The 24,723-nt window shown below is 70.0% G+C and carries 23 protein-coding genes; 11 read left to right on the top strand and 12 right to left on the bottom strand.

Annotated features, from left to right (window positions below; genetic code table 11):
- Positions 1–69 precede the first annotated feature (69 nt).
- From F9278_RS04450 to F9278_RS04425, 6 genes are all read right to left on the bottom strand, one after another.
- The gene (locus tag F9278_RS04450) at positions 70–303 is read right to left on the bottom strand and encodes a peptidoglycan-binding protein (RefSeq protein WP_152167095.1); all 234 of its coding nucleotides are present in this window, start codon (positions 301–303) and stop codon (positions 70–72) included.
- A gap of 232 nt (positions 304–535) precedes the next feature.
- The gene (locus F9278_RS04445) at positions 536–1,351 is read right to left on the bottom strand and encodes a hypothetical protein (RefSeq protein ID WP_152167094.1); all 816 of its coding nucleotides are present in this window, start codon (positions 1,349–1,351) and stop codon (positions 536–538) included.
- A gap of 14 nt (positions 1,352–1,365) precedes the next feature.
- Positions 1,366–1,584 (bottom strand): DUF7620 family protein, encoded by a 219-nt coding sequence (locus tag F9278_RS04440; protein WP_152167093.1) that lies wholly within the window; start codon positions 1,582–1,584, stop codon positions 1,366–1,368.
- 1 nt (position 1,585) lies between these two features.
- Positions 1,586–1,933, bottom strand: a complete 348-nt coding sequence (locus F9278_RS04435; protein ID WP_152167092.1) for a hypothetical protein — start codon at positions 1,931–1,933, stop codon at positions 1,586–1,588.
- A gap of 96 nt (positions 1,934–2,029) precedes the next feature.
- Positions 2,030–2,959: an LIM domain-containing protein gene (locus F9278_RS04430; RefSeq protein ID WP_152167091.1), complete on the bottom strand. Its 930-nt coding sequence runs from the start codon at positions 2,957–2,959 to the stop codon at positions 2,030–2,032.
- Between the two features lie 49 nt (positions 2,960–3,008).
- A complete protein-coding gene (locus F9278_RS04425) occupies positions 3,009–3,752 on the bottom strand; it encodes a hypothetical protein (protein ID WP_152167090.1) in 744 nt (247 codons plus the stop codon).
- A gap of 118 nt (positions 3,753–3,870) precedes the next feature.
- Between F9278_RS04425 and F9278_RS48095 the strand changes: the two genes are divergently transcribed.
- Together F9278_RS48095 and F9278_RS04420 are read left to right on the top strand one after the other, a co-directional pair.
- Entirely contained in the window at positions 3,871–4,002 is a 132-nt protein-coding gene (locus F9278_RS48095; RefSeq protein WP_264300162.1) for a hypothetical protein, read from the top strand.
- Positions 4,003–4,108: 106 nt separating this feature from the next.
- Positions 4,109–4,546 (top strand): hypothetical protein, encoded by a 438-nt coding sequence (locus F9278_RS04420; protein WP_152167089.1) that lies wholly within the window; start codon positions 4,109–4,111, stop codon positions 4,544–4,546.
- A 4-nt stretch (positions 4,547–4,550) separates the two neighbouring features.
- Here the strand turns inward: F9278_RS04420 and F9278_RS04415 are convergent, their stop codons facing one another.
- Together F9278_RS04415 and F9278_RS04410 are read right to left on the bottom strand one after the other, a co-directional pair.
- A complete protein-coding gene (locus F9278_RS04415) occupies positions 4,551–4,760 on the bottom strand; it encodes a MerR family transcriptional regulator (protein ID WP_152167088.1) in 210 nt (69 codons plus the stop codon).
- A 133-nt stretch (positions 4,761–4,893) separates the two neighbouring features.
- Positions 4,894–5,568, bottom strand: a complete 675-nt coding sequence (locus F9278_RS04410; RefSeq protein WP_152167087.1) for a hypothetical protein — start codon at positions 5,566–5,568, stop codon at positions 4,894–4,896.
- A 207-nt stretch (positions 5,569–5,775) separates the two neighbouring features.
- On the opposite strand from F9278_RS04410, the gene F9278_RS48090 reads away from it, so the two are divergent.
- From F9278_RS48090 to F9278_RS04380, 7 genes are all read left to right on the top strand, one after another.
- Positions 5,776–5,901, top strand: a complete 126-nt coding sequence (locus F9278_RS48090; protein ID WP_264300161.1) for a hypothetical protein — start codon at positions 5,776–5,778, stop codon at positions 5,899–5,901.
- Between the two features lie 183 nt (positions 5,902–6,084).
- Positions 6,085–6,552, top strand: coding sequence for a hypothetical protein (locus F9278_RS04405; protein ID WP_152167086.1), 468 nt, complete (start codon positions 6,085–6,087; stop codon positions 6,550–6,552).
- A gap of 49 nt (positions 6,553–6,601) precedes the next feature.
- Complete coding sequence (locus tag F9278_RS04400; RefSeq protein WP_152167085.1) at positions 6,602–8,386, top strand: hypothetical protein; 1,785 nt, start codon at positions 6,602–6,604, stop codon at positions 8,384–8,386.
- 30 nt (positions 8,387–8,416) lie between these two features.
- Complete coding sequence (locus tag F9278_RS04395) at positions 8,417–8,761, top strand: hypothetical protein (protein ID WP_152167084.1); 345 nt, start codon at positions 8,417–8,419, stop codon at positions 8,759–8,761.
- Positions 8,758–9,312: a hypothetical protein gene (locus tag F9278_RS04390; protein WP_152167083.1), complete on the top strand. Its 555-nt coding sequence runs from the start codon at positions 8,758–8,760 to the stop codon at positions 9,310–9,312. The genes F9278_RS04395 and F9278_RS04390 overlap by 4 nt, the downstream gene beginning before the upstream one ends.
- Positions 9,313–9,407: 95 nt before the next feature.
- A complete protein-coding gene (locus F9278_RS04385; protein WP_152167082.1) occupies positions 9,408–10,976 on the top strand; it encodes an AAA family ATPase in 1,569 nt (522 codons plus the stop codon).
- A gap of 94 nt (positions 10,977–11,070) precedes the next feature.
- Positions 11,071–11,646, top strand: a complete 576-nt coding sequence (locus tag F9278_RS04380; protein WP_226966632.1) for a hypothetical protein — start codon at positions 11,071–11,073, stop codon at positions 11,644–11,646.
- 9 nt (positions 11,647–11,655) lie between these two features.
- Here the strand turns inward: F9278_RS04380 and F9278_RS04375 are convergent, their stop codons facing one another.
- Positions 11,656–16,752 (bottom strand): CHAT domain-containing protein, encoded by a 5,097-nt coding sequence (locus tag F9278_RS04375; RefSeq protein WP_226966631.1) that lies wholly within the window; start codon positions 16,750–16,752, stop codon positions 11,656–11,658.
- A gap of 170 nt (positions 16,753–16,922) precedes the next feature.
- On the opposite strand from F9278_RS04375, the gene F9278_RS04370 reads away from it, so the two are divergent.
- Together F9278_RS04370 and F9278_RS04365 are read left to right on the top strand one after the other, a co-directional pair.
- Positions 16,923–17,657, top strand: coding sequence for a DUF3168 domain-containing protein (locus tag F9278_RS04370; RefSeq protein ID WP_152167079.1), 735 nt, complete (start codon positions 16,923–16,925; stop codon positions 17,655–17,657).
- A 1-nt stretch (position 17,658) separates the two neighbouring features.
- A complete protein-coding gene (locus F9278_RS04365; protein WP_152167078.1) occupies positions 17,659–18,342 on the top strand; it encodes an RES family NAD+ phosphorylase in 684 nt (227 codons plus the stop codon).
- A 249-nt stretch (positions 18,343–18,591) separates the two neighbouring features.
- Here the strand turns inward: F9278_RS04365 and F9278_RS04360 are convergent, their stop codons facing one another.
- From F9278_RS04360 to F9278_RS04350, 3 genes are all read right to left on the bottom strand, one after another.
- Positions 18,592–19,707 carry a macro domain-containing protein gene (locus F9278_RS04360; RefSeq protein ID WP_152167077.1) on the bottom strand — a complete coding sequence of 372 codons (1,116 nt, stop codon included), beginning with the start codon at positions 19,705–19,707 and terminating at the stop codon, positions 18,592–18,594.
- A gap of 68 nt (positions 19,708–19,775) precedes the next feature.
- A complete protein-coding gene (locus tag F9278_RS04355; RefSeq protein ID WP_152167076.1) occupies positions 19,776–21,299 on the bottom strand; it encodes a family 43 glycosylhydrolase in 1,524 nt (507 codons plus the stop codon).
- Complete coding sequence (locus F9278_RS04350) at positions 21,296–24,586, bottom strand: discoidin domain-containing protein (RefSeq protein WP_152167075.1); 3,291 nt, start codon at positions 24,584–24,586, stop codon at positions 21,296–21,298. The genes F9278_RS04355 and F9278_RS04350 overlap by 4 nt, the downstream gene beginning before the upstream one ends.
- Between the last annotated feature and the right edge of the window lie 137 nt (positions 24,587–24,723).

The raw sequence follows: 24,723 nt of genomic DNA, 5'->3' as shown, positions 1-24,723 counted from the left end.
GCCCCCGACCTCCACGAGGGAGATCGGGGGCGCTTGTGTGTCCCGCCAGAGGAACGATGTAGGCCCAGTTCAGACGTTCGGGACCTTGAGCTTGGACCAAGAGGCGGGCCCCGGGAGCCACTTGGCGGCCGAGCTGGTGTACTCCAGCTTCCGATGGAACTTCTCGTACGAGTCGACGTCGGCCTCACCGACCTTCGGGCCGGGCCCCTCCTTGTACAGGCCGCAGCCCTCCGCCACGAGTCGCTTGCCCATGGCGGTGAAGATCGGGCTGGCCTTGCCCAGGGCGGGCCTGGAGCCGCTCATGGAGAAGGCCGTGCCCGGGAAGGGCTCGAATGCAGACTTCTCCGTCTTGACGATGAAGTCCGGCCAGATACCCGGGTCCGTGTGGTCGTTCTCCGGGACGTGACCGTGGGCGAACCAGCTGCTCCTGATGCGCCAGATCCGCTCGTCCCGCTTCGAAAGGAAGCCGTTGGGCTTTCCCCATCGGCCAGGAGTTGGCGACGACTCAGGAGGCCACCCAGGCGTTCAGCTCGTCTCATCCCTTCCCCTTGCAGGGCGTGTCGGTGAGCTTCTCGAACGTCTTTCCGCCGACGCGGCACCAGAGGAAGAGCGCCTCCACCTGGATGACGACCGAGCCGACTCGGCTGGTCAGGGTCTCGCCGGAGAGGTCCCGCAGGGACAGGGATCGGGAGTTCGCCGGGAAGAACTGGACCATCCTTCCGGTGAACGGGTCCCACAGGACGTGGGGAGCGGCCTGGCGCCCAGAGGCGTTTGAGCCGAAGTACGTCCGCAGGTTGGCGCACGGGACGAGGTCCTGCGGCTTGGCCTTGGTGGCTTTGCGGTCCCAGGTTGTGTGGGCGATGGCCTTCGCCGGGCCGCCGTCCATCGGGGCGGTGTTGGCGATCGAGAGTCTCTTGGCACAGGGCATCCAGAGGTCGGACACGGTGGCTTCCATGAGTGTGCGTGGGCATGAAGAAGCCCCCTCCGGTGCCGTGAGGCGTTTCCCGGAAAGGGCGGTCGAAGGGGACTCAGGGGTCCGTGGGTGGGCCTTGTGTGTGGTTCCGCAGCTACACCGGAGGTAGGAGAAGAGCCGGACCAGGAGGAGGCCGTCGATGGCCGCCAGGAGGCCGAGGGAGAGCGCGATGTCCCGCCACGGCCCGGGGCTGGCGGCACCGCGGATTCCCAGTAGCAGGAGCGACCGGGCGTAGATCAGGCCGATGATGATGACCCACCAGGAGGCGCTGATCTCGACCATCCGGAAGAAGCGCCGGGGGCGGTGCAGGACGAGGAACCCGACCGAGGCGGCCAGGCCCACGCCCAGGAGGACGTACAGGGTCAGGGTGTAGGGCATGGAGCCTCCTTGCGTCAGCCGCTGAGTCGGCTGAGGACGATGCCCTCGATCCAGTCGCTGTAGGCGTTCGCTCGGTTGTGGACTCTGATCTGCTCCTTCACCCGGATGCTCTCGGTGAGCTTGGCCTCGACCTCGGGCTCGTGCGCCTGGGCCGGCTGGAGGGACTTTTCGGCGGCCCTCTTCGCGGTCTCCGCCTCGGGAGACACCTGCGGCTGTCGGGTGAAGGGCCGCATCTCAGGCACTCCTGGGAAGTTCGGGGTAGTGTCCGAGTTCTTCGAGGAGCCGGGTGACTGTCTTGCCCTGCTCGATCGCGACGTCTCCGCGCTCCTCGGCCTTGGCGAGCTGCTCGTGCGTGAGCTGGTGAGCGTCGCGTTCGTTCTCGAACGCCTGGCGCCAGCTGTCCTTCTCGGCCATCAGGTTGTTCATGACGTACTTCGGCACCATGACGCCGACGATCAGCAGGATGACGGCCAGGCCGACGATGCCGTACTGGCCGAACTGGTTGAGGATCTTGCCGATGTCGGGACTTCCGCCCGTGTCCTCCGCTGTGGCCACGATCCAGGCCAGGTCAGGGATCAACAAGGGGACCTCCTTGCGGAGTGTGCGCAGGAAGGTCCGGCGCGGTTCGGGACATGCAGAAGGTCCCGACTCTCGGAGCCGGGGCCTTCGGGGTGACGATCAGACTGTCTTGGCCTTGAGTACCGCGACTTCCACAGGGGGGAGTGTCTGGCTGTGGGAGACGACCAGCGAGTTGATCGTTGGAGGTGTGTTGGCCTTCCGCAGGGCAGCCATCTCGTCCGGACCGACCACCTCGAAGGAGCACAAGGAACAGGCGAAGCAGTGCGCTCTGTAGTGCGTGTCTGTAGCCGTCACTTCGGTCGGCGCGAATGTGAGAGTGCCCGGACCGCCGCAGGACGGGCAGTCGTCCCCGGAAGTGCTGTAGAAGGGAATGCCGTCCGCGTCGTTCTCCACGAAGCTCATCCAGGGGTATGAGAGGAGCTGCTGCTCCGTCAGGACCAGCTCCTTGGATCCAGGCGGAAGGTATTTGAAGCGGTCCTCGAACGCGTGCCGGGCCTGGGTGATCCGGAGCTGGACGTCCCGGAAGACTTGGTCCTCCTGCTCGTTCACCGCGTCCCTGACGGCCTTCGTCCACCGCCCCCAGAACTCGTCCAGCGCCTTGCCGAGGTCGTTGAGCAGCGCCTCGATCGTCCGGGCGAGGGGAGAAATCATCCCCTTGACCAGGGTGCTGTTGGGGGCGGCATGGGCGGCTCCGTTCCGCAGAGCGATCAGCAGGTCGAGCTGACTGTCCGCCCGCAGTACGCCGATTCTCCGAAGGCGAGCGATGGCATCCTTGGCCCCGACGGTGCGGACCTTATCCTCGTCTACGGAGAGGTGGCCACCGAAGTGCAGGAGCATGTCTTCGTTGCGAGGCTCCGCGATGTAGGCCGGGTTCTTCGAGACGAGCACTGCCTTGGCGAGCTTCTCGACCGCGAGCCCTGCGTGGAGCGCGAACTCGTCGTACTCCGGGCGGCCATGGTCATGCAGAGCCTTGTGGGCGGCCTTCCTGGCGCCCTTGAAGAAGCTCTTGGCGGAGAGCGAATCGTCCATGAATTGCACACTAACTGACCCTGTATTACAGATGCGACCGGATTCTTCCCTAGGTAGGCATGATCGTCAGATCAAGGTCATCCGGATGTGCCAGGGCTGACATCAGCTCGTACGGAATCGCCGCAGGGAGAGGCCACTTGATGGGCGCATCTGTGGGCCAGATCGGGCGCAACGAGGGCAAGGGTTCGAACGGGGTCAGCCTTTTTCCCTCGGCCACGTCCGGGGCCCGGATGGTCTGCACGACCATGCAGCCGATCTTGAGCGTGGTGATCCATCCGGTACTGCGGACTCCGTCGGCGCTATAGCCTTGGCACAGCGTGTCCACAAGAGGAACGGAGTCGTCAGGCGGATAGTTCATGAAGCCAAGACGTCCGAGCATCGACCTTGTGGGCTCACGAGTCACATGGAACGAGGCGAAGTCACTTGCCGGGATTACGCCTCGCGCGTCGGCAGGGTGCGTGTGCTGAAACATGAGCATGGTCTTCAGGGACCATGCCGCAAGCGCTCTCTGAGCCTCAGCGTCGAGAGTGCACGGGTTCCCCCGGATCAGGTCGGGCAGGAAGTGCCTGACGTTCTCCTCCAACTGGTTCATCCAGCCGCTGTTGCAGTTGGAGCAGACCGATTTCACCTGTTCGTTCAGCGGCGGAGCCTCGTGGTGCCGGACCGCGTCCACGCTCAACCGGATGTATCGGTGCTGCCGGACCGTCGGGTCGAGTGCGACCTTGAGCCAGCGCGGTAGTACGTGCTCCTTCGTCAGAGGCGTGCACCCGCAGAAGACACAGACCTTGGCCATGCTGTGACGATAGCCGCCCCTGAACTACTGCCGACCGCAATTTTGCACCCGGCCCCGAGAAGAACCACACCTAGGAAATTCCCTGAGGCCGGGGGCTCGTTCAGCTCAGGCCGCGCGCGTGAGCTGGAGCATCGAGTCCGCGCGGACGATGGTGGCCGTGGAGTCGGTGGCGTTCTGGGCCCACCGGAACTGCACGTTGCCCGTCGTGGAGGAGGCGGCCACCGTGGCCCAGATCTGGAAGGCCACCTGAGTGGATCCGCCCGGAGCGGAGTACACGTCCACATCACTGTCAGGCGGCCAGGTGCGTACGGATGTCGACGTGGGAATGTTCTAGCCCGCAGGAGTGGGGGGCAAGCATGGTCGCGACCGTGACGGCTATCGGTGGTCTTCTGGGGCTCATCGTGTCGCTGGTGTTCCTGGCGCTACAGACGCGCGCGGTATCCCAACAGGTTCTGTTCAGCAACAACCTGGCTGGTACTCGGGTTCTCGACCCGACGGTCGCGGGGCTTCGCGAGGTGCATCTCAAGATGTTGGAGTACCCGGGAATGCGCTCGCATTTCTACGAGGGCGCCCCTGTGCCGACGAGTGATCCGGACAGGGAGCGCGTCATGACGTTCGCGGAGATGATGGCGGACGTGCTCGGTGAGGGGCTCCAGGCGCTTGAGCGCATTCCAGAGAGCGACAACAATGAATGGATTTCGTACTGCCGTTTCGTGCTCGATAAGAGTCCGGCTGTATTGGCCTTGGTCGAGGCTCACCCGGACTGGTGGCCTCATCTGACCGCTCTGCGCTAAGCGTTCAGGTCGCAGGCGTCAGAATGCGCTGGGCCTTGGTCCGGGTGGCCAACTCGGCCCTGGCGGCGTCCAGGTGGCGAAAAAGCTTCTGGCCCCGGTGGCCGAGCCGTCCGACCGTCAGGTGACCTCGGCGGATCCAGGAGCAGACCGTCTGAACGCTGACGCCCGCGAAGAGCTCCGCTTCCTTGACCGTCATCCAGACGTCGTCCTCCACTGACGGCCTCCCCGAGAACGCGAAAAGGCCCCGGTCTCCAGAGGAGTCGGGGCCTGGTCGTGGACACAAAGGTCCTGCTGATCGCGATCAGGTGATGCAGTGTTTCAAAACGCAAGCATGTCTCTGACGGGCGTCATGACGCGGCTTCGGGCTCGTCAGGCGAGGGCGAGACGGGATGGGGGATGCCGAGGAGATCCCGGAGTTCGCGGGCACGCTCCATGCCGTCCTCGCTCAGGCCACTCTGAACCGCCTCGTGGTTCAGCGCCTCCAGCTCTTTGCGCGCGTCCTGACGCTTGTTGAAGTCGATCGTCTGCCGGATGACCTCTGTCATGTCCCGCTTCGCAGGGGTCTTGGAGCCACGGACGAACAGGCCCAGGACTTTCACGGCCTCCGCCACGAGAAGGCCCACCTCGATCCGGTACTCCGGCCAAGCAGGCAGTCCGTACCAGATCTTGATTTCATTGAGCAGCGTCAGGGCATGGCTGCGCGTGTCCTTGTGCGTATCCGGAAGGAGCATGATCGGGCCCTCGGCCTCTTTGATCATCCCGCGTAGTTCCCGGTTCCACGTTGCTCGGGTGCTTCCTGTGCCCATCCCCTCGAAGGTCTGAGCCTCCAGATGCCCTTCAAGCCGCTTGAGGGCGTCGAACCCTCGTTGGGCGTTTGCTTGCGCCTGGGCAAGTGCTGCCGCTTTGTTGCTCACTGACGACTGCCACCAGGCGCCGAGGATGCTGAAGGCCCCACCAGCCACGGCACCGATCAGCGCGGCGCCAAACTCCATCGACCAGAGCTTGTCCAAGAACTCGTTCATGCTGGTCATCATGCCGACGGGACCAACCCCGTGGGGCTGATCCCGTCAAGTCCTCGGCGGTCGGCTCGCTTCTAGCGCGGGCTGCTCGCCACCCAGTACGGCTTCACGGCACAAGCTCGCCCACCTCACGCTCGGCGTCGGCCACGACTACCCGGTGCGCCACCGGTACCACGGGAGCGTCGTCGTCGGGGCCGACCCCGCGCCGCCATGGCCGAGTTGCCGAAGTCGCCCCGGATCGTCGCGCTCGCCGCGCTCGTCGCCGACCAGCACACGGTCCTGACCGCCGCCCACGCGTACACCGTGGAGCGCGGTGTGCCCGTGATCCGTGCGTAGCCGCGATCCGGCCGTGATGCCAGGGCGACGACCGGTTGTTATCCGGTACTTATCCGGGTAGTAAACGGTCATTGTCGATTGATATCGCTCAACTTAGGCGCTGTTGATGGGGCGTCAATACCCTTCGGATACCGCGCGTCACCGACGAGACGCATGTCGGGCCATGTTCAGCAGGGGGGACCCATGGGATCCGTTGAGCGGCCTCGCCGCATCGTCGTGCCTCCGGGTACGTCCGTCGCACCCGACACCGCCCGGATCGCCGCGCCCGCGGCACCCGGACCCGCCGCCACCCGGCAGCTGTTCGCCACCCGGACACAGGAACTCCTCGGCCAGGTACGCCGGTTGGACGCCGCCGTGGACGACGCCGCGGTCCGGGACATCGCCGCCTGGCTGTCCGAGGAGTACGTCGGCCGCGGCGCGCCGATCCCCGTGGGATTCGTCGCGCAGTGCCTGCTCGGCTCCCCCTACGTCGACCATCGACTCGGCCTCGACGGGCGCATCCTGGGCCACTGCGCGGCCCACGACGTGATGCCCCCGCCGTTCGACACCGCCCGCATGCTGGCCCGCTCCGGCGCGTACGCCTTCGTCGAGGTCTACACGGACGGACTCGTCCTCCCCGTCCTGCCCGACGGCAGCGTCGTCAGGCCCTGAGCCGGCGCACCGCGCTTCACGAGAACCACGGTACGGAACGGAGACAGGTGTGAGTGAGATCAACCTCGGGCCGATCGTCAACAGCATCAACAACCTGGAGCGCCAGTTGCAGCGTTCCGTTCGCTCGCTCGGTGGTCAGATCGAGCAGGTGGACGGTGAGGTCCGCGAGGTCAGAGCCGTCTCGGCGAAGACCCAGGACCGTCTGGAAGTGCTCTACGAGAAGTTCCTCGAACACGTCGGAAGAACCGAACGCATCGCCGCCGCCCAGCGCGCGGAGATGCGGATCGTCGGCATCAACGACGAGATCGAGCACAAGTACGGGCACCACAAGGTGGTCCGCCGCAGCGCGACCGGCATCCTCCAGGCGTTCGACACCGGACTCGTCCAGGAGGAGACCGTCCGCCAGGTCAGCGAAGAGCTGATGATCCAGACACCGCGCTACTGGCTGGCCCCCGCCCTCGTCGGCCTGGCGGCCTGGGCCGGCGACGACGAGGCCCTGTGCGCACGGGCGGTGGAGGAGGCCTTCCGGCGCTCCACGTCGAAGACGTCCCTGTTCTTCGCGCTGATCCTGCGCCGCCAGGGCCGGCAGGAGGCCTCCGTGCGCTGGCTGCGGCACTACCTGGAGGGACAGGACCCCCGGGTCCTCGGCCGCGAGTTCCAGGTCATCCTGGAGTGCGTCTCCCAGGGAGCCTTCGGACCCCAGGGCCGTCAGCTGCTCACCCGCACCCTGGACGACTGGCGGCAGCGCCTGCTGGACGACGAGACCGTACGCGCGGCCCAGGCCGGGCGCTGGCGGCAGGAGATCGACTCCCTGCGGGCCCCGTCCGCCGAGGACGACTTCCCGCGCCTGGCCGCCGTCTGCCCCCAGTGGCCGGTCCTCGACGACGTCCTCGCCCGCGCCCGCGCGCACGAGGCGCTCCTCGACAGGTTCCGCACCCTCATGGAGAGCGAGATCCTGCCCGCGCACAACCTGGAGGACACGGTCGACGACATCCTCGACAACCTGGTCCGCAACTCGGACGAGGAGGAACTCCCGCTGCAACGCGCGCTGTTGCTGAACCAGGCCATCGTGCGCCACGAGGGCGACGAGGAGGCCGCGCGGCAGGAGGCGGACATGCGGTCCGAGGCGCTGGAGGAGACCCGCAACTACCTGAGCGTGCAGTCGGTCGCGGCCCTAGACCCCACGGCCGTGGGCGCCTCGCCCGCGGCACAGCGCCTGGCCGTCGCCTCGTGCCAGGAGTGGTTCGCGCAGGCGCACGCCGGATTCAGCCGCGACTACCGGGCCGCCGTGCCCCCGAAGATCGAGATCTCCCTGCGCAACACCTACGGCGTCAGCCACGGCACCGAGCGCTTCAAACTCACCACCTGGACCAAACCGCTCACCGACGACCTGCCGGACCTGGAGGCGTCACTGACCCGGCACTGGACCGCCTACGTCGAGATGTACGTCAAGTCCCTCGCCTACAACCACACTTCGCAGCTCGCCCTCCTCGGCGCCACGGTCGCCGCGATCCTGATGGTCTTCCTCGGGGTCCATGTCGGGTTCGCGTTCCTCGCGGCGATCGCCGTCGGAGGCATCTGGGGAATCGTCCTGTACAACCGCGCCGAAGCCGCGCGCACCGCGCAGGAACAGGCCCGCGAACTGCTCGGCCGGCACATGCAGGACGCCCTGGGGCGGCTCAGGGGCGCCCACGCCGAACTCACCGACTGGCAACAGCAGTACTGGGCGGCCGACTTCGTGGAGGCCGAGGCCCGCACCTTCATCGCGTCCCTCAACACCGCCACCCAGGCGCCGTCCCCCTTCGAGGGCCGCGTCGTCGGCGCCGGCGACTGAGACCACCGGGACCTCCGAGAGGAAACGACCATGAGCGACGACCTCCCCTTCTCGCCGGACTCGACGCCCCCGTGGCTCAGGCCCGAGATCCCGGAGCACCTGCGGCCCCTCGCGGCGCCACCCCGGCCGGACCGGGCTCCCACCCTCCCCGACCAGCGGGACACCGACACCGCAGCCGCGGCCGTACCCCCGCCACCGGCGACGGCACCGCCGACCGCGCCCGCCCCCTGGGCCGTGCCCGCCGCACCGCCGCCGGGGCAGCCCGCACCCGACCCCGTCACCAGACGGCTGCGGCGGACCGTCACCGACCTGCCGTCCTGGGACCCCCTGCCGCCCGGCGAACAGCTCGTACGCCGCCCCCGGAGGGACCTGTGAACCGCACCCGGTGGGGCGGCGAGAGCGACTACCAGATCTGGGCCCGGACCCTGGACCGGTGGGCCGACGGCGACCGCACCGACCCCCTCCAGCTGCCGCCGCTGTCCGCCGACGACCTCCCCGCCGACACCTGGCAGCGGCTGCTGGCCCGTATCGCCTCCGCCGTCGACCGGCGACTGCAGAGCGGACTCGACCTGATGGTCCGTGAGGTGAACGACGCCTCCGACGAGTTCTCCGTCGGCCGGGCCCTCACCCGCGGCCGTGACGTGCTGCGCTCCGTCCGCTCCGTCATCACCCACACCAGCCTGCCCGCCGACTTCCGCCGACGGATGGCGAGCCTCATGGACGAGCACACCCAACGGCTCCAGGAGGACCTGGAACGGGGGGTGCAGTCCCTGCTCGCGGACGGCGCGGACCCGCACGCCGTCGAGATCCGGCGCCGCACCCTGCGCGACAACCCCCTCACCGCCGTGCTGACCGAGCCCGCCGCGCCGCCACCCACCGGCTGGTACGAGCCGACCGGCGGCCGGCGTGTCATCACCCCCGACTGACGGCGCCACCGGCGACACGTACCGCGACACCACCGACGACATCCACCGTCGGCACCACCCACCGCGCCACTGACGGCATCACGAGAGAGCCCACCATGTCGAACTACGCCGACAGCAAGCGTGACCTGGACAACTACCTCACCGCGCGGGTGCCCGTCGTCGGAGTGCGCACCATCGAACAGGCCCGCGCCCTGCGCATGTTGAAAGAGGTCGCCACCCAGCCGAGGCGCGCCAACCAGCAGTTCTGGATCCACACCAGAGCCACCGGCCTGCGCGATCTGCGATCCGGGTCGGCCGTCCTCGACGACCGCTCGCTGACCGGCGCCATGGACTTCGCCGCCGCCCAGTTCAGCGCCCGCCCGCACGCCACCCTCGTCCTCGTCGACCCCGGGGAGCTGGAGTCCGACACCCCCTTCACCCGCAATGTCGCCGAACTCGCCCGGATCGCCGACACCCACGCCGGATGCGTCGTCCTCATCACGGACAACCCGATCTGGAGCGGACTGCAACGCCTCGGCATGAGCCTGCAGTTGGACCTGCCGAACGCCGACGAGATGTACGAGACCATCAGCGGCTTCCTCAGCGACCACCGGGGCGTCGTCTCCATCGCCTGGACCGAGCACGACGCCCGCCGGGCCGCCGAGTTCCTCCAGGGCGTCACCGAGGGCGAGGCGGTGAACCTGCTGGCCACCCTCATCGCCAAGGGCTCGGTGGAGGCCGCCGACGTACTGGCCCTCGCCAGCTCCAAGGACCGCATCTTCAACAACCTCGCCGGCCTCGAACGCCTCGCCCGCAAGGACGTCGACTACTCCGTCGGCGGTCTCACCAATCTGCGCGGCTGGCTGGAGCGCAAACACCGGCTCATCCACACCGACCTGCGGGGCACCCAACTCCGCCCGCCCCGCGGTGTCCTGCTCGTCGGAGTACCCGGCTGCGGCAAGTCCCTGTCGGCCAAGGCCATTGCCCAGCAGTGGCAACTGCCCCTGTACCGACTGGACATGGCCAGCATCCACGGCCGCTATCTGGGGGAGTCCGAGGGCCGGATGCGGGAGGCGCTGGACGCCGCCGACCGGGTCGCCCCGTGCATCCTGTGGATCGACGAGATCGAGAAGGGACTCGCCGGCGCCCACGACAGCTCCGGCGTCCAGCAGCGCATCATCGGGCAGTTCCTGTTCTGGCTCCAGGAGTCCGACTCCCGGGTCTTCGTGGTCGCCACCGCCAACGACGTCCGCAGTCTGCCGCCCGAACTGCTGCGCAAGGGCCGCTTCGACGAACTGTTCTTCGTGGACCTGCCCGACGAGCACGACCGCCGGGAGATCATCACGCTCTACTACCGGCGCTACGTCAAGGCAGAGCCCCACCCGGACCAGCTCGACCGTCTCGTGGATCTCTCGGAGGGCTTCGCGGGCTCCGACATCGAGTCCGCCCTCCACGACGTCGGCGCCGAGGTCCTGCTGGGCGGCGGGGCGGACCGGCTCGACCCCGCGTTCGTCGAGGAGACCTTCGCCAACACGGCACCGCTCAGCCGCAGCAACCCCGAACAGATCGAGGAGATCCGCGCCTGGGGCCGGGAACGCGCGGTACCCGCCGGCCGGTCCACCGTCTCCACCGCGACACCCGGCACGGGCATGCCCCGCCGAGTCGTCGTCCTCGGCGACAGGTGAGCAGACGACGACACCTGAGCAGACGACGACACCTGCACAGGGCGGCATCTGCCCAGTGGGGCGGGGGCGGGGGTGAAGGGTGGGGGACGCGTGGGTGGCCCTGGCGGTCGCCGCGGTCGGTGTGATCGGCACGCTGGGCGCCGCGCTGCTGACGCAGGGCAGGGCCGACCGTGCCAAGCGGCTGGAGCTGGACGCGCTGGCCCAGCAGCAGCGCCAGGAGCGTGAGCACGCCGAGCGGGTGCGCCGGGACGAGCTGTCGGCGGCCCGGGGCAGCGAACTGCTCGACCTGCGCCGCGCCTGCTACATCGCGCTCAACACCGCCGCCCGGCAGTACCAGACCGCCCAGGTCAACCTGTGGCACGCGCTGAAGGACGGCACCGGCCTCGAAGAAGCCTGTCTGCAACAGCTGGACGAACGCCGCTCCGCCCATCGGGAGTGCTGGGCCGAGGCCCAGATGATCGTGCCGACGACCGTGCTCGGCTCCGCGAGCGCCGTCAGCCGACGCCTCAACATCGGCTACGGCACGCTGAAGAAGGCCCTCGCCGGGCCGTCCGTGGACGGCCCGGCACTGGACGCGTTCGAGCCGGAGCTACGGGCGGCGTGGACGTCGCTCGCGGACATGCGCCTCGCGATGCGCCGCGATCTGGGCGTCGACGACCTCGGCCCCTGAACCGCTCGTTCACTGCCCGTGGTGGGCGAAGGAGGCCCACACCTCCAGCTCGTCCAGCGGACCGTGCGCCGCGTCCCCGACCAGCGCCTCGAACTCCGCCAGCTCGGGAGGCAGGACCCGCCCGGGGTCCAGCATCCACAACTGGGCGGAGCGCAGGGCGTCCCGGGGCGGTGTCCCCCGCCTCATGTGGTGATGGACGAGAAGCACCAGCAGCGTGGTCCGGGGATCGTCGGCGACGGCCCAGCGGGAACCGACGACCGCCGTCGCCCCCACCCCCAGGAAGGCCGTCGCCAGGGTCAGCGCCTCGTCGTGGTCGCTCAGGGTCAGATCGCTGGTGCAGTTGGCGAGCAGGACCGTGCCGCCCGGCATCCCGGGGTCGCGACCGGCCGCCCCGGTCAGCAGGTCCTGCACCGACACCGTGTGCGTGGCGTCCAGCTTGAGGACGGAGTCGTTGGACGTCGGGCCGGTGTCCGCGTGGCAGTTGACATGCAGGAGCGCGGTCGGTGCGGACCCCCGGCCCGGCAGGAAGGGCTCCAGCGACCGGGGTTCGGGCGGCAGCGTCACCGGCCCCGCCCCGAGGGCGTCCCCCGCGCCGCCCAGACCGCCGATCACGGTGACCTCCGGATGCAGCGACGCGACGAGCGCCGCCTCGCGCCGCATCGTCGGCGACCCGTCCGGGTCCACCACGACGGCCACGGCCCCCTGGCCCAGGGCGGCCGTCGGTCGGGCGGCCACCTCGATGAGCTGACGGGCACTGGCACAGTACGAGACGACGGCCCGCTCGCACGCGTGGCCGGCCCCGGACGCCGAGGGGGCGGCGGACTCCGGGCCGTGCGCCGCGTGCCAGGGGACGATGCCGAGGGAGCCCACGGGAGCCAGGACGATCCGTGGCGTACGGCCCGGCCACCAGGCCTCGGCGGCGGCCAGCAGCGGTGTCATGGCGGCCTCGCCCGCCCACACGCACAGCTGTTGGAGCGCCTGCCGCCACTCGCTCTCCCGCCGCAGCAGCCGCTTGCGGTGCAACTCGTGCATGACCAGCGGGTGGTGCGGCGCGGGGCCCTCCAGCCGGCCCGCCTCCTGGAACTCCAGGAGAGCCCGGTCGTACGCGCCGACGGGCCCGGCGGAGACCGAGGTCAGCCCCGGCAGCCGCAGGGAGCGGACCGCCCCGGTGGCCGTGACGATCACCGCGTGGCCGGGTGCCCCGTCCTCGCCGGGTACGAGGTAGGCCAGCGCGTCGGTGCCCAGTCGGCGCAGGGTCCGCCCCAGCCGGGCCGGGGTGGGCGCGGAGACGAGACGTTTCTCGGCCGTGCTGCCCGCCAGCGCGTCCAGCACCCGGCGCCGCAGGTCGTCCGGGACCCCGCCCGGCTCGTCCCCGTGCCTCTCGGTGGCGGTCCGTACCCATTCGTCGGCCAGATCGGTCCGGTCGGCGTTCCGGAGCAGGTCGGGGACGGTGACGTTCATCGTGGCGGCGTTCAGCACGAGTCCGCGGCCGAGTTCGAGCGCCTCGAAGGCCGCCTCGGGCAGTCCGTCGGCGAGGCTCCAGCGGACCAGCCGCAGCATGTCGGGTGCGATGGCCCGCGCGGCTTCGAGCCCGTGGTCCGCGCCCGACTGGAGGAGCACGGAGCGGCCGTGCGCGGTCAGCGCCGACCGGCCCGTCTCCCGTGACTCCCGCCGGTGTTCGCCGTCCCCGGGGCCGAACGCGCGATGGGTGAGGGCGATCGTCCGGATCAGCGCGACGGCGAAGGGGTCGCCCGGACTCGCGTTCAGCATCCCCCATGCCTCCCGCAGCACGGCGAGCGCCTCCTCCAGATCCTCGCGCCGCCCCCCGTCCAGATACCGGGCCAGCAGCAGACTGCCCAGCCCGTACAGACACCGGCCGCGCGACCCGTGGAACTCGTGCGGACCGTGCTCCGCCGCGTCCCGCGACAACTCGATCCCCCGCCCGAGCAGTTCACGCCTCGCGGCCCCGCCCGCCGGGTCCCGCGGCCCGCCCCCACCGGACGGGCCGGGTGCCTCGGGGGCGTCGACGGCACGTTCCGCCAGGGCCGCTGCCGCGCGCAGGTGCAGCGCGGGGCGGTGCGGGCTGCGGGCCGGGCAGGTGGTCGCGGCCTCGACGAGGGCGTCCACCGAGGCGCGCACGGCCGCCGCGTCACCCGTCTCGCGGGCCGTCCGCAGCGCCCGCGCGGCCAGTTCGGTACGGACGGCCGGGACCGCGTGATGGTTTGCTGGAAGCAGGCGCCCGGCCTCCTCCCAGGCCCGCACGGCGTCGTCGGCCAGGGCCGAGGAGTGGCGGCGCCGGGACCGCGTGAGCAGCAGCCACGCCGACCCGGCCGCCGCCAGCAACTCGGCGCGGAACGGGGCGTGTTCCGTCCGCTCCGGGGTGTGGAAGAGATGCGGCGGCACCCGTGGATCGCCCGCCTCGGCCAGCACGGTGTGCAGCGGCGGCCGGGTGAGGTCGTCCGGCGTCCGGTCGAGCAGCAGGTCGTACTCGTGGACGGCCGCGTCGAGGTCGGCGTGGTCGCCGAGCAGGACATGCCGGTCGAGGAGCAGATGGGCCAGGAACTCGGCGCACCGGTCGGCGAGCGCGGCGCCGGCCGGACCGGCCCCCGGCACCCGGTCCGACGCCGGGCCGCCGAGGAGGGACAGGGCCTGCCGTACGAGGGCGATGGCCCGGGTGAGGTCCTGCCCGTCCCGTTCCCGCAGCCAGCGGCGGTAGTGCGTCAGGGAGCGCGCGGCGGCCACGGCCGGGCTTGTGGGCCCCGGGCCACCGGCCAGGATCTCGGCGACCCGGCCGAGGGGGAGGGCGAACGGGTCGGGCGAGCCGTCGCCGAGCAGCACGGTGGCGGCGGCGTCGATCGTGGGCGGCGCCGGCTCGCCTTCGTCGTCCCCCGCGGCGGTGGGGGCGGGGTGCTCGGGTCCGGGCGCCGGGGGTGGGGACGCCGGTGTCCGGCCCGCGCCCGGGAACAGGGTGCCCAGCAGTGCCCGGAGGTCGGTCATGGCGCCGACGCGCAACGCCTCGTCGATCATCGCGCGCATCGTGGAACCCGGTGGGAGCATCGCGCGGGCCTGCCGCAGGGACGCCGTCGTGGTGGCCCGGTCGGTGAGAGTGGCCTCTCCGCTCTTGTCGAGGACGAGCCCCAGGGTGCCCGCGACGGCCAGCATGACGGCCTTGAGCCCCCAGGCGTCGGCCTCCAGTCGCGGGGCGGCCCGCCGTAACCGGTCCGACCAGGCACGGCAGTTCGCCGCCGGGGGCGTCGCGTCCGGTGACCGGATGAAGCCCACCATGACGGAGATGAGGACCAGATACGGTTCCCGTTCGAGGGTGGCCGGGTCCAGCAGGCTCGTGAGCAGCTGCAGATCGTCCTCGACGGAGGGGAACCCGGTGACGTCCGGGACGAGCCGCTCGCCCGGGTTCTGCGCGGCGGCGGTGAACGGCTCGGTGTACCAGACGCGGTACAGGATCGCGGTGCGGAAGGCCCCGTGGAGGTCGTCGTCACGGAGTTCGCTGTCGGTCGGCAGCCCCTCCAGGACCACGCGCAGGATCCGCAGGGCGTCCCGGAGCGACGCGTGGCGGACCTCGGGCAGGGCGCAGGCGAAGTCCAGCAGCAGCGCGATGCCCAGGATGCACTGGGCGCCCAGATGGAGTTCGTCCTCGTGGTGGTAGAGCCCGGTGGCCGTGCGCAGCAGGTCGATGGCGTCCCGGAGGTCCGCCACCATACGCGGTCGGGCGCGGGCCAGTGCCAGGTCCGGATCGGCGGTGCCGGTCATCAGCGCGCTGTTGGTCAGGTCGTACATGTGGGGCATGCCGCGGTCGATCGCCCGCCGGTTCAGGGCGATCGCGGCCTTGAGCACGAGCAGGGCGCGGTCGGTGTCGTCCGGGCCGATGAGGGCGGCGAGTTCACGCGCGCGGGCGGCGAGCCGGCCGATGCCGTCCTCGTCGAGGAGTCCGTTCGAGTGCTCGATCCAGAGCAGGTCGACGATCCCCGCGAGACAGGCCACCCGGCCCTCGTGGTCCTCGGAACCGGCGTCGGGGGTGGCGGGCAGCCGGGTGAGGGCCGCCTCCCACAGGGCGTTCGCCTCGGCGCGGTCGACGGCCGGCGCGGGGTCGTCGGGATGCGGTGCCTCCCGGTTGCGCTCGGACCGTTCGCCCAGCGCCAGCCCCAGATTCGTGGCGATGCGGTGGGCGGCCTCCGCGGGCAGCGAGGGATGGTCGAGGGCGGCCCGGTACCAGTCGATCGCGGTCGACTGGGCCCGCTGACCGCTGTCGTACTGCGTGAGCGCGTCGCACATGTCGCAGCCCAGCTCGGCCGCGTCCGCGCCGTCCTGACCCGGGTCGGTCACGAGCGGGCGCAGCAGGTCCAGCAGCGCGCCGAACTCCGAGGCGGCGTCCCCGGATCCGGGTGCCCGGTCGGCCGACTTGTCGTAGCGGTCGGTGAGTTGGAGATAGGACAGCAGCGCGAGGTCGAAGGCGACCACGGGCCGCAGGTCCGGGACGAGGTCGTCGGCGTCGTACGCCGTCCGCAGATGCCGGATCGCGGCGTCGCGGTCCGCGAGCCGCTCGGGGCTGTCGTGCTCGGGGCAGCGGCAGCGGTCGGAGAGGACCAGGCCGAGCACCAGGTGGCACTGGACCGCGTCGGGCAGATGACGCGCGTCCGGGCCGTCGAGGGTCGGGCCGAGCAGCGCGGCGACCCGGTCGGCGTCGGCCGTCCGGCGCGGCCCCGGCTCGCCGGTCCGCCAGCGCTCCGCCACGTCGAGGGCGAGTTGGGAGCGGATCAGCACCAACTCGCCCAGGTCCGGCGGTTCTTCGGGCCCGTGGGTCGTGTACGCCTCGACGGTCAGGGTGTGGACGAGGTCCCGTCGCGCGATCGCGTCGTCCAGGTCCTCGGGGCGCTGCCCGTGCGCGTGGCGGAGCTGGGCCGCGTCGGCCGACATCCCGAGCAGCAGCCGCCGTTCGCCCGCGCCGGTCGGGGAGTCGGTCAGCCCCGCCAGGATCCGCTCCACCTCGTCGAGGAGTTCCACGGCCCGATCCCCCTCTTCCCGCTCCAGGGCTTCCTCGGCCGCTTCGAGAAGTCGTAGGGCGACGTCGATCCGGGTAAAACGATCCATGCCGCCGGATTCTCCGGAGTGATCGTCCGGTCCCTGATTATCCGTGTACACGAAAGCCCCCTGTCCGCTGCGCGGGAATGACCCCCCGCCCCGGCTCGCGAATTGCCAATCGGATCGTAGCTCACTAGCGTACGGCCGCATCCGGATTCCGGATTCGAGGAGGGGAACAAATGGACGAGTACGAGCAGCAACTAATCGCCGCGCTCGTGTCGGAACCACAGTCGATCCGGGAAAAGCTCTCCCCGGAGGACCGGCAACAGCTCGATGTCCTGCTGGACATCGTCGCCGAGGGCGGGAGCGACGAGCGGCTGCGGGGGATCGCGCGTGCCGTCGCCGCCCATCTGCGCGCGGCCCTGCCGGGCGACGAGGGCAGGGCGGTGGGCCGCCGGTACACCTCCTCGTCGCTGGTGCGGCGAGCACCGCACGACGTGCTCCTGGAGCGCTTCACCCTGGGCGGGGCGGACGACCGCCCGACCGGCGCGCGGCCCTCCGTACGGACCCCCGGCGGGGCGGGTGGCGCGGGCGGAACAGGTGGCGTGGGCGGGGTGCCGGTCGAGGTGCGCTGGGCCTCGGCACGGGACCGGCTGCTGGCCGAGCCCGCCCTGACGGCGGAGGAACTGGCGGAGCACTTCGGCGGGGAGACGGAGCAGCCCGACCTCATCAGGCTCCCGGCCTCCGGCGGCCCGGAACGGCTGCCCGCCTTCCAGTTCGGCGCGGACGGACGGCCTCGTCCGCTGGTGCTCACCATCAACGCGATGCTGGGCGCGGCGGCCGACCCCTGGGGTGTGGCCGACTGGTGGCTGGGCCCCAATCCATGGCTGGACGCCGTGCCGGCGACCCTGCTCGGCGCGGGGCTGGACGAACAACTGCTCGCCGCCGCGAGCGTGGTGGGGGAGGACTACTGACATGGCCCGTGGAGCGAAACTGCCCGAGAAGGGCACGGCGGACGCCCGGAAGGTGGTCCGGAAGGCCGGTGAACTCCTGTACCGGGTGCACGCGCGGCGCCGCAGGGCGGACGGCTTCAACCCGGAGCCGCAGGACCATCACTTCGGCGGAGGCCGCTTCGACAGCACACCGAACGACACGTACGCGTACCTCTACGCGGCCCCCAAACCCGAGACGGCGATCATCGAGCGGTTCGTCCGCACCCTGCGCTTCGACGGCCGGGGCAACCACCGTGTGCTGCCGCTGCGGGAGCTGGAGGGCAGGCTGCTGTCGCAGGTGCGGCTCGCCCGGGACGTCGAGCTGGTCTCCCTGTGCAGCATTCCGCAGCTCAACGCCGTGCAGCAGAGCGACTGGTGGCTGGTGGAGTCCGAGCCCACGGAGTACGCGTTCACCCGGCGCTGGGGGCACTGGCTGCGGGCCGAGGCCCCGTGGGCGGACGGCTTCGTCTGGCGCTCGCGGCTGGACGGCCCCAACGAGTCCCTGGTCCTGTTCGGCTCCGCCGCCGAGAGCGATCTGCTGACCGTGACCGACGAGCCGTCGAGGGTCCTCGACGACGAGGACGGTCTGCGCTGGCTCGCCGCGACCCTGGAGGAGTACCGCGTCGAACTCGGGGCGGTGGACCCGTTCCCCGGGATCGGGTCCTGACACCGTCCCGCGTCACCGTCCCGGGGCGCTTTCCGGGCGGCATCCGGTAGTTTTCCGGTTTCTCCCGGGGGATCGGTGGAACGGGTTCCGATATCCGCCGCCGTCCGTGCATAATTCCGGGTGAAAGGTCACGGGGGAAGCGGGAGGAATGAAGCACGGTATTCGAGTTCCACGGGGCGAGTGAATTCGAATACCGTGCTCTTTCCTGCCTCCGCTGTTCCTGTCCCGGCTCTTTCGCGCCGCCCGTTTTCAGGGGTGCCGGTCGGTCACCACGTCGATCACCGTACGGGCGCTCAGCGGATTGCGGGTCACCAGATGCACCGACCAGTCGGGGTCGGCCTTGAGCACCTGTTCCAGTGTCCCGACGACGGTCTCGGCGCTGGTCCGCGCGTCCAGTCCGCCCCGGCCCGCCCCGAGCAGCGGCAGCGCGATGGACCGCAGGGGGACCCGGCCCGTACGCCGTTCCGCCGCCGCCAGCTGGAAGACGCGGCGCACGGCCGCCGCGACGGCCGCGGGCGCGGTCTCGTATCCGTCGCCCTTCGCCGAGGGCGTGGCGACCGCCGCGTGCAGGATCCGCCGCACCCCCTGCGCCGACAGGGCACCCGGTGAGGTGACGGCGACCGTGCCCGCCGCCACGGGGAGCCCCGGCACCCCGAACGTCCGCACCCAGTCGGCGAGTTGGCGTGCAATCACATCGTCCGTGATCCGGCCGACGGCGTCCTTCGTGGCCCCGGCCCGCCGCAGGCTGCCGGAGACCGTGCGGCGGAACGTCTTCGACATCTCGAAGTAGATGTTCTCCGAGGAGACCAGGACGTCCACACCCGTGACCAGCTCGATGGGCGCCACATGCAGGGTGAGCAGGACGTCCCCGTGGGCGAACGCGGCCCGTAACACATGGCGCCCCGCCCGGACGGGCGCGGTGGCGCTCTCGGAGGAGCCACCGCCGAGATCCGGTACCACCGGCGCCGGGTCGTGGCCCGCGAAGTTCAGGACGGCGCGGGCCACTTGATGGAGCATCAGCTTCTCCTGGTGCTTGCGGAAGCGCTCCGCCCCGACACCGTAGACATGCGCCGCCCGCGCCCGGCGCTCCTTGCCCGACCGGTCGCGGGTGCCGGAGGCGAACCCGAAGGAGTGGAGGGCCGCGTCGCGCAGCAGCTCCCCGTCGAGACCCAGCACGACGGTGTGCAGCATCCGCTCCACGGCCTCCGGCTCCCCGCGACCGTCCGCGACGCGCGAGCGCAGTGTCGCCAGCTCCGCCTCGTGCAGCCGCGGCAGTCCGAGCGCCCGGACCCGGCCCAGTTCCTCGACGAGTCTGTCCAGCTCCGTCGGGAGGTCGGGCCGGGCGTGCTCCTGCTCTTCGCTCACCGCTCAAGGATGGGCAGGAGGCCCGCCCCCGGCAAGCGGTTTGGGACGATCGGGAGAAAACGGTCCCGTTACTCGCCCGAGGGCGCGGTCAGGGTGACACCGAGGGCGACCGGTGTGCCGAAGTTCGGGGTGCCGTCCGCGTTCCAGGTGAACTTCTGGGCCCTGGTGGACCGGTTCATGTCGCAGCCTCCCGAGGCGGAGTTGTTGGCGTGGTAGACCATCCAGTCCTCGGTGCCGTCCGGCGACTTGAAGAACCCGTTGTGGCCGGGGCCGTACACACCGTTCGCGTTGGACCGCTGGAACACCGGGTTCGGTGACTTCACCCACGAGGACGAGCTGAGCGGATCGCCGCCGTTGTAGGTGAGCATGCCGAGTTTGTAGTCGGGTGTGGAGCAGTGGCTGGCGGAGTAGACGATGAAGGTCCTGCCATTCCGTTGCAGTACCTCGGCGCCCTCGTTGACGGCGCCGCCCACCGTCTCCCAGCTGTGGGTGGGCGTGGACAGGACACGACGGGTGCCGCTCGCGGTCCACGGGTTCGACAGCGGGCGGATGAACATGGGCTGCGAGCCGTTGTAGTACGTGCCCAACAGATAGAGCCGGCCGTCGAGTTGGAGGATGCCGGGGTCCAGTTCCCAGGTGTTGTCCTGCGTCGGGTCGAGCAGGTCGGCCTTGAAGCTGTACGGGCCCATCGGGTCCAGGCCCGCGCTCTCCAGCACATGGATCCGCTGGGTGCCCAGGTCGAAGGGCTCCCGTCCGGCCGTGTAGTAGAAGTACCAGCGCTTGCCGTTGGGCCCGTCCAGGAGATGGAACTCCGGGGCCCACATCGTGCCGGCCCCGTCGGGGCGGGTCAGATTGAAGATCACCTGTTCATTGGCGGTCGCCAGCCCCGCGAGCGTGCTCGCCCTGCGCATGGTGATCGTCGAGTTCCAGGTGGTGGTGGCGAGATAGTAGAAGCCGTCGTGGTAGGTCAGCCACGGGTCGGGGCCGCGCTGGGCGAGGGGGTTGGTGAACGTCCTCGGGGCCGTGCCGCCGCCGGTGAAGCCGGGCAGCCGCCACACCCTGCCGTTCGCCGCGGCGCACGGCAGCTGCACCAGATTGGTGTCGGACGCCGACGAACCCCCGCTCGGCGCCACGCACTTGCCCGAACCGACGGAGACCAGGTTGAAGGTCTTGTCCGTCCCGGCGACCGACACCGGGCTGAGCCGCCACTGCTGGTTGGCCGCGCCGTGGCAGGGCCACTGGATGATCCCGGCGTTGTCGGCCGTGGAGGCGCCGTACACATCGACGCACTGCCCGGACTGGGTGGTGATCGTGTAGACGTCGGCCGTCCCCGCGACCGGGGTGAACGACAGGCTCTGGTTGCCCGCGCCGCCGGCACAGGCGAAGGCACGCAGCTGTGTCCCGTTGGCCGTCGAACCGCCGGGCAGATCCAGGCAGTTGCCGCCGTTCTGGTTCACCCCCGTCGAGGTGAAGGAGACGGCGGCGGCAGCGGGCTGCGGTGCCACCAGGAAGGCCACCGCCAGGGCGGCCGAGGCGATCAACGCGGAAAGAGACCTCAAACGGGTCGTGGACGGGAATCTGGGACGAGTCACGGTCCGTACACCTTTGCTTCGAGGAGTCCGACGGAGTTCGTGCCGTTGCCGGTGAGCAGCACCCGGAGCCGGGTGGTGCTCGTGGCGTCGAAGGAGACGGTGTTGTACTGGTTCTTCGCCAGCGGAAAGCCACCGGCGCCCGGTACGTCCACGTACCCGCTGCCGTTCCAGTACTGGAGCTTCCACGAGGCGGGCATGTCGATGCCCTGGTCGTCGTCGAAGAAGTACACCTCGGCCTTGTTCAGGGTCTTCGCCGACGGCCAGGTCAGCTCGGCCCACTGCTGGCCCGTCTCCGGCCAGGTCCCCCAGCGCGGGTTCACGGTGTCGTTGGACGACGGCGGATCGATCCCGTCGTTGACGGCGGTGACACTCTCCCAGGACGAGGTGTACGACGCCGACGCCGTCGCCGACGAGGCCAGGTTGGCCGGCGGCTGGACCCCGCCCCGGTTGAACACCTTCACCTCGGTGAGCCCCGTCTTCGCGCCGGACGCGTTGGTGGCCAGCACCCGGACCCGCTGGGCGCTGATCGACGGAAACCGCACCCGGTTGTAGTTGGCCCGGGGCGCCGTCGGCGACTTCGTCTGGTCGGGGACGCTCACCCATGAACTGCCGTCGTAGTACTGGATGGTGTACGCGGAAGGTGCTCGGTACGTCGTGCTCGCCGGGCGGCTGTCCTTGAAGTGCAGCCGGACCTCGTTGAGCGTGCGGGCGGTGCCGAGGTTCAGCTCGTACCAGTCCTGGGCGTTGGCGGAGCCGCCCGCGCCCCAGAAGGGCTCATTGGTGGGGTAGCCGTCGACCGCGCCGGAGACGGCGCTGCCGGACCCGGTGTGCGAGGCGGACACCGTCGCCCCGGCCGCGAGGTTGGTGAGGTCGGCCGTCAGGTCGACGCCCGCCTTGGCGAGCATGTCGACCATCTGCGGGCTGTCCTGCACCACCTGGTTGGGGGCCTTCAGCCCGGCCATGGCGGTGTGGTGGGTGACCGTGCCGCTGGTGGTGACATCACCGGTCGCCGGGTCCCAGACCAGCGGCACCAGCGAGCCGACCGTGGCCACCCGGCTGCCGTTGACATAGATCGAGTAGCCCTCCGGGATGCCCGGGTACCGCACCACACCGTCGGCCGGGTCGTCCCAGACGACGGACAGATCGGCGCCCCGGTAGCGGAGGTTGTTGACGGTGAAGTGGCTCCAGCCGATGTCGATCGGCGACAGCTCCACCTTCGCGTCGCTGCGCGGACGCAGCCCGGCCACGTCCTCGATGACCGTCCAGTTGCTGCTGCCGAGGATGTTGTGGTGGATCCAGGAGCGGTAGTTGATCGAGCTGCCGTTCCAGTCCGCCCAGAACTCGTTGGCGTCGGGCCACTGGGTGTTGCCGCCGACGTACTGCGCCCAGGTGTTCCAGTACAGGAGCTTCTTGTAGTCGGTCGCGTTCATCCAGGAGTTGGGGTAGTTCCGCAGCACCGACGAGTACAGCCGGAACTGCACGGTCGAGTTGATGGTGGAGAAGTTGTTGGAGCCCGGCTCCCCGGCGTCGGCCGCCGCCTTCTTGTCGACCTGGTTGGCCGTGTAGAAGGGGAAGATCGGGTACTGCGCCGGGTCGTCGTACAGCCGCAACGCCTGCTTGTAGGCGGTGGTGTTGGGGACCGCGCCGACCGAGAACGGGTAGTAGTTGTTGATCTCCTTCCAGGGCACCCACTCGTTCGTCGACTTCAACCGGTGCTCGAACAGCTGCCTGTTGGGGTTCCACAGCACATTGACGATCGCGTCCTTGATCTGATTCGCGAGCGTGCGCATCTCGGTGGCCTTGGCCGTGTTGCCGATCGCCTCGTAGGCCTGGGCGGCGGCGAGCGCGCCGCTGTACTGGTAGGCGGACTCGGCGCGGTCCATGTTGCCGGGCTTCCAGTGGAAGGACACCGCGTCGGCGTCGTTGCCGGTCAGGGCACCCCAGTCGTACTCGATGAGCTTGTTGTCGTCATGGTCGTAGTACGCCAGTTGCCCCTTGACGTCACCCTCGGCGTAACGCGCCAGGTTGGCGGCGATGCCCGGCTGACCGCCGTGGATCTGATAGCTCTTCCAGGCCGCCTCGGCGATGTACTGGGTGTAGCTGTTGGACCAGTTCTCCGGGTCACCCGGATTGTCGAGGAACCGCCCGCCCTTCGACGTCTGGCCCACGCTCAGCCAGTCCCCGTACGCGTAGGCCGGGTTCCGCAGATACTTCAGGTCGTCGATGTGCATCGGCTGGGTGAGCGCGATGGCGTTGTTGTAGCCGAGGACGCCCTCGGTCGAGGTCGGGAACTGGAAGGTCTGGCCCGGGATGTCCGCGTCGAGGCTGTTGAAGCGCATCAGCCACCAGCGGTAGTAGATGTTCTTCTTGATCGCCGGTTCGGGTACGTCGATGTAGGGCACGTTCTGCGCCCACCACAGGTTGTACGCCTTCACATGGGTGGCGAACGCGGTCGCGGGCGAGTACCCGGCGTAGGCGTTGTACTCGGTCAGCGACTGGGGGATCTCGTCGGTGACGAAGCCCATCACCACCTTGGCCGTCACGGTGGCCCCGGCCGCGATCGTCACGGACCGGTTGAGGCCGCCGCTGGAGACGCTGAAACCGTCGCCGGTGAGGCGCGGGCGGAGCGTGGTCAGGTTGTTGTAGGCGTTGACCTGGCCGGTGAGTTCGCTGCCGGTGCCCGAGGTGGCGTACGGCGAGGTCGCCCGCAGCTGGAGCGTCGTGGACGTGGAACCGTTGTTCTTGAGGGACAGGTTGGTCACGGCCACGTTGTTGTCGGTGATGAACTTCGTCTGGTCGACCGTGATCGAGCCGCTCGTGTGGACGCTCTTCCAGTGGCTCGGCGTCTGCCGGCGCTGGGCGACCTGCTCGGTGAAGGTGCCCGGGGTGACCGCCACGGTGTAGGCGCTGCTGTCGTTGATGCTCTCCCAGTAGGCGGCCCGGCCGCCGAAACCGAACTGGGCCGGGTTGTGCTCCTTCATGTACAGCGCCCGCCCGCGGCTCATCAGCCAGGGCCCGGCGGGATCGTTGCCGGAGCGGGCGAGGAGCCGGTCCATCCAGAAGTCGGTGCCCGAACTCTCCGCGTCGTAGATGGACTTCATCATGTCGCCCGAGGTGTGGGCGACCGGCGGTGCCGGGATCGCGGGCCCGCCGAAGGTGGGGAACCCGATGGTCTGCGCCGCGGCGGCCGGGGGAGCGGCGACGACGGAACACGCGCTGAGCGCCAGGGCGACGAGGAGACACCTCGTGCGCCGACGTCGTATCAGGAGGCTGTGCGGTCTTCTCATCGGCTGCTCCCTGTCCCGTTGACGACACATGTGCGTGAACCAGGGGGTACGGAAAAGCGACCTGAAAGGTTTTCGCAACGTAGGAGCGGGCTGTTGAAGTGTCAAGGGAGGCGGGAGAGGGCCGAGTTCGCGGGGCG

Origin of the sequence: Streptomyces phaeolivaceus (genome assembly GCF_009184865.1) — a bacterium.
GTDB classification, from domain to species: Bacteria; Actinomycetota; Actinomycetes; order Streptomycetales; family Streptomycetaceae; genus Streptomyces; species Streptomyces phaeolivaceus.
The sequence above is the reverse complement of the archived record's forward strand: the minus strand, read 5'-3'. Positions and strand labels throughout refer to the sequence as shown.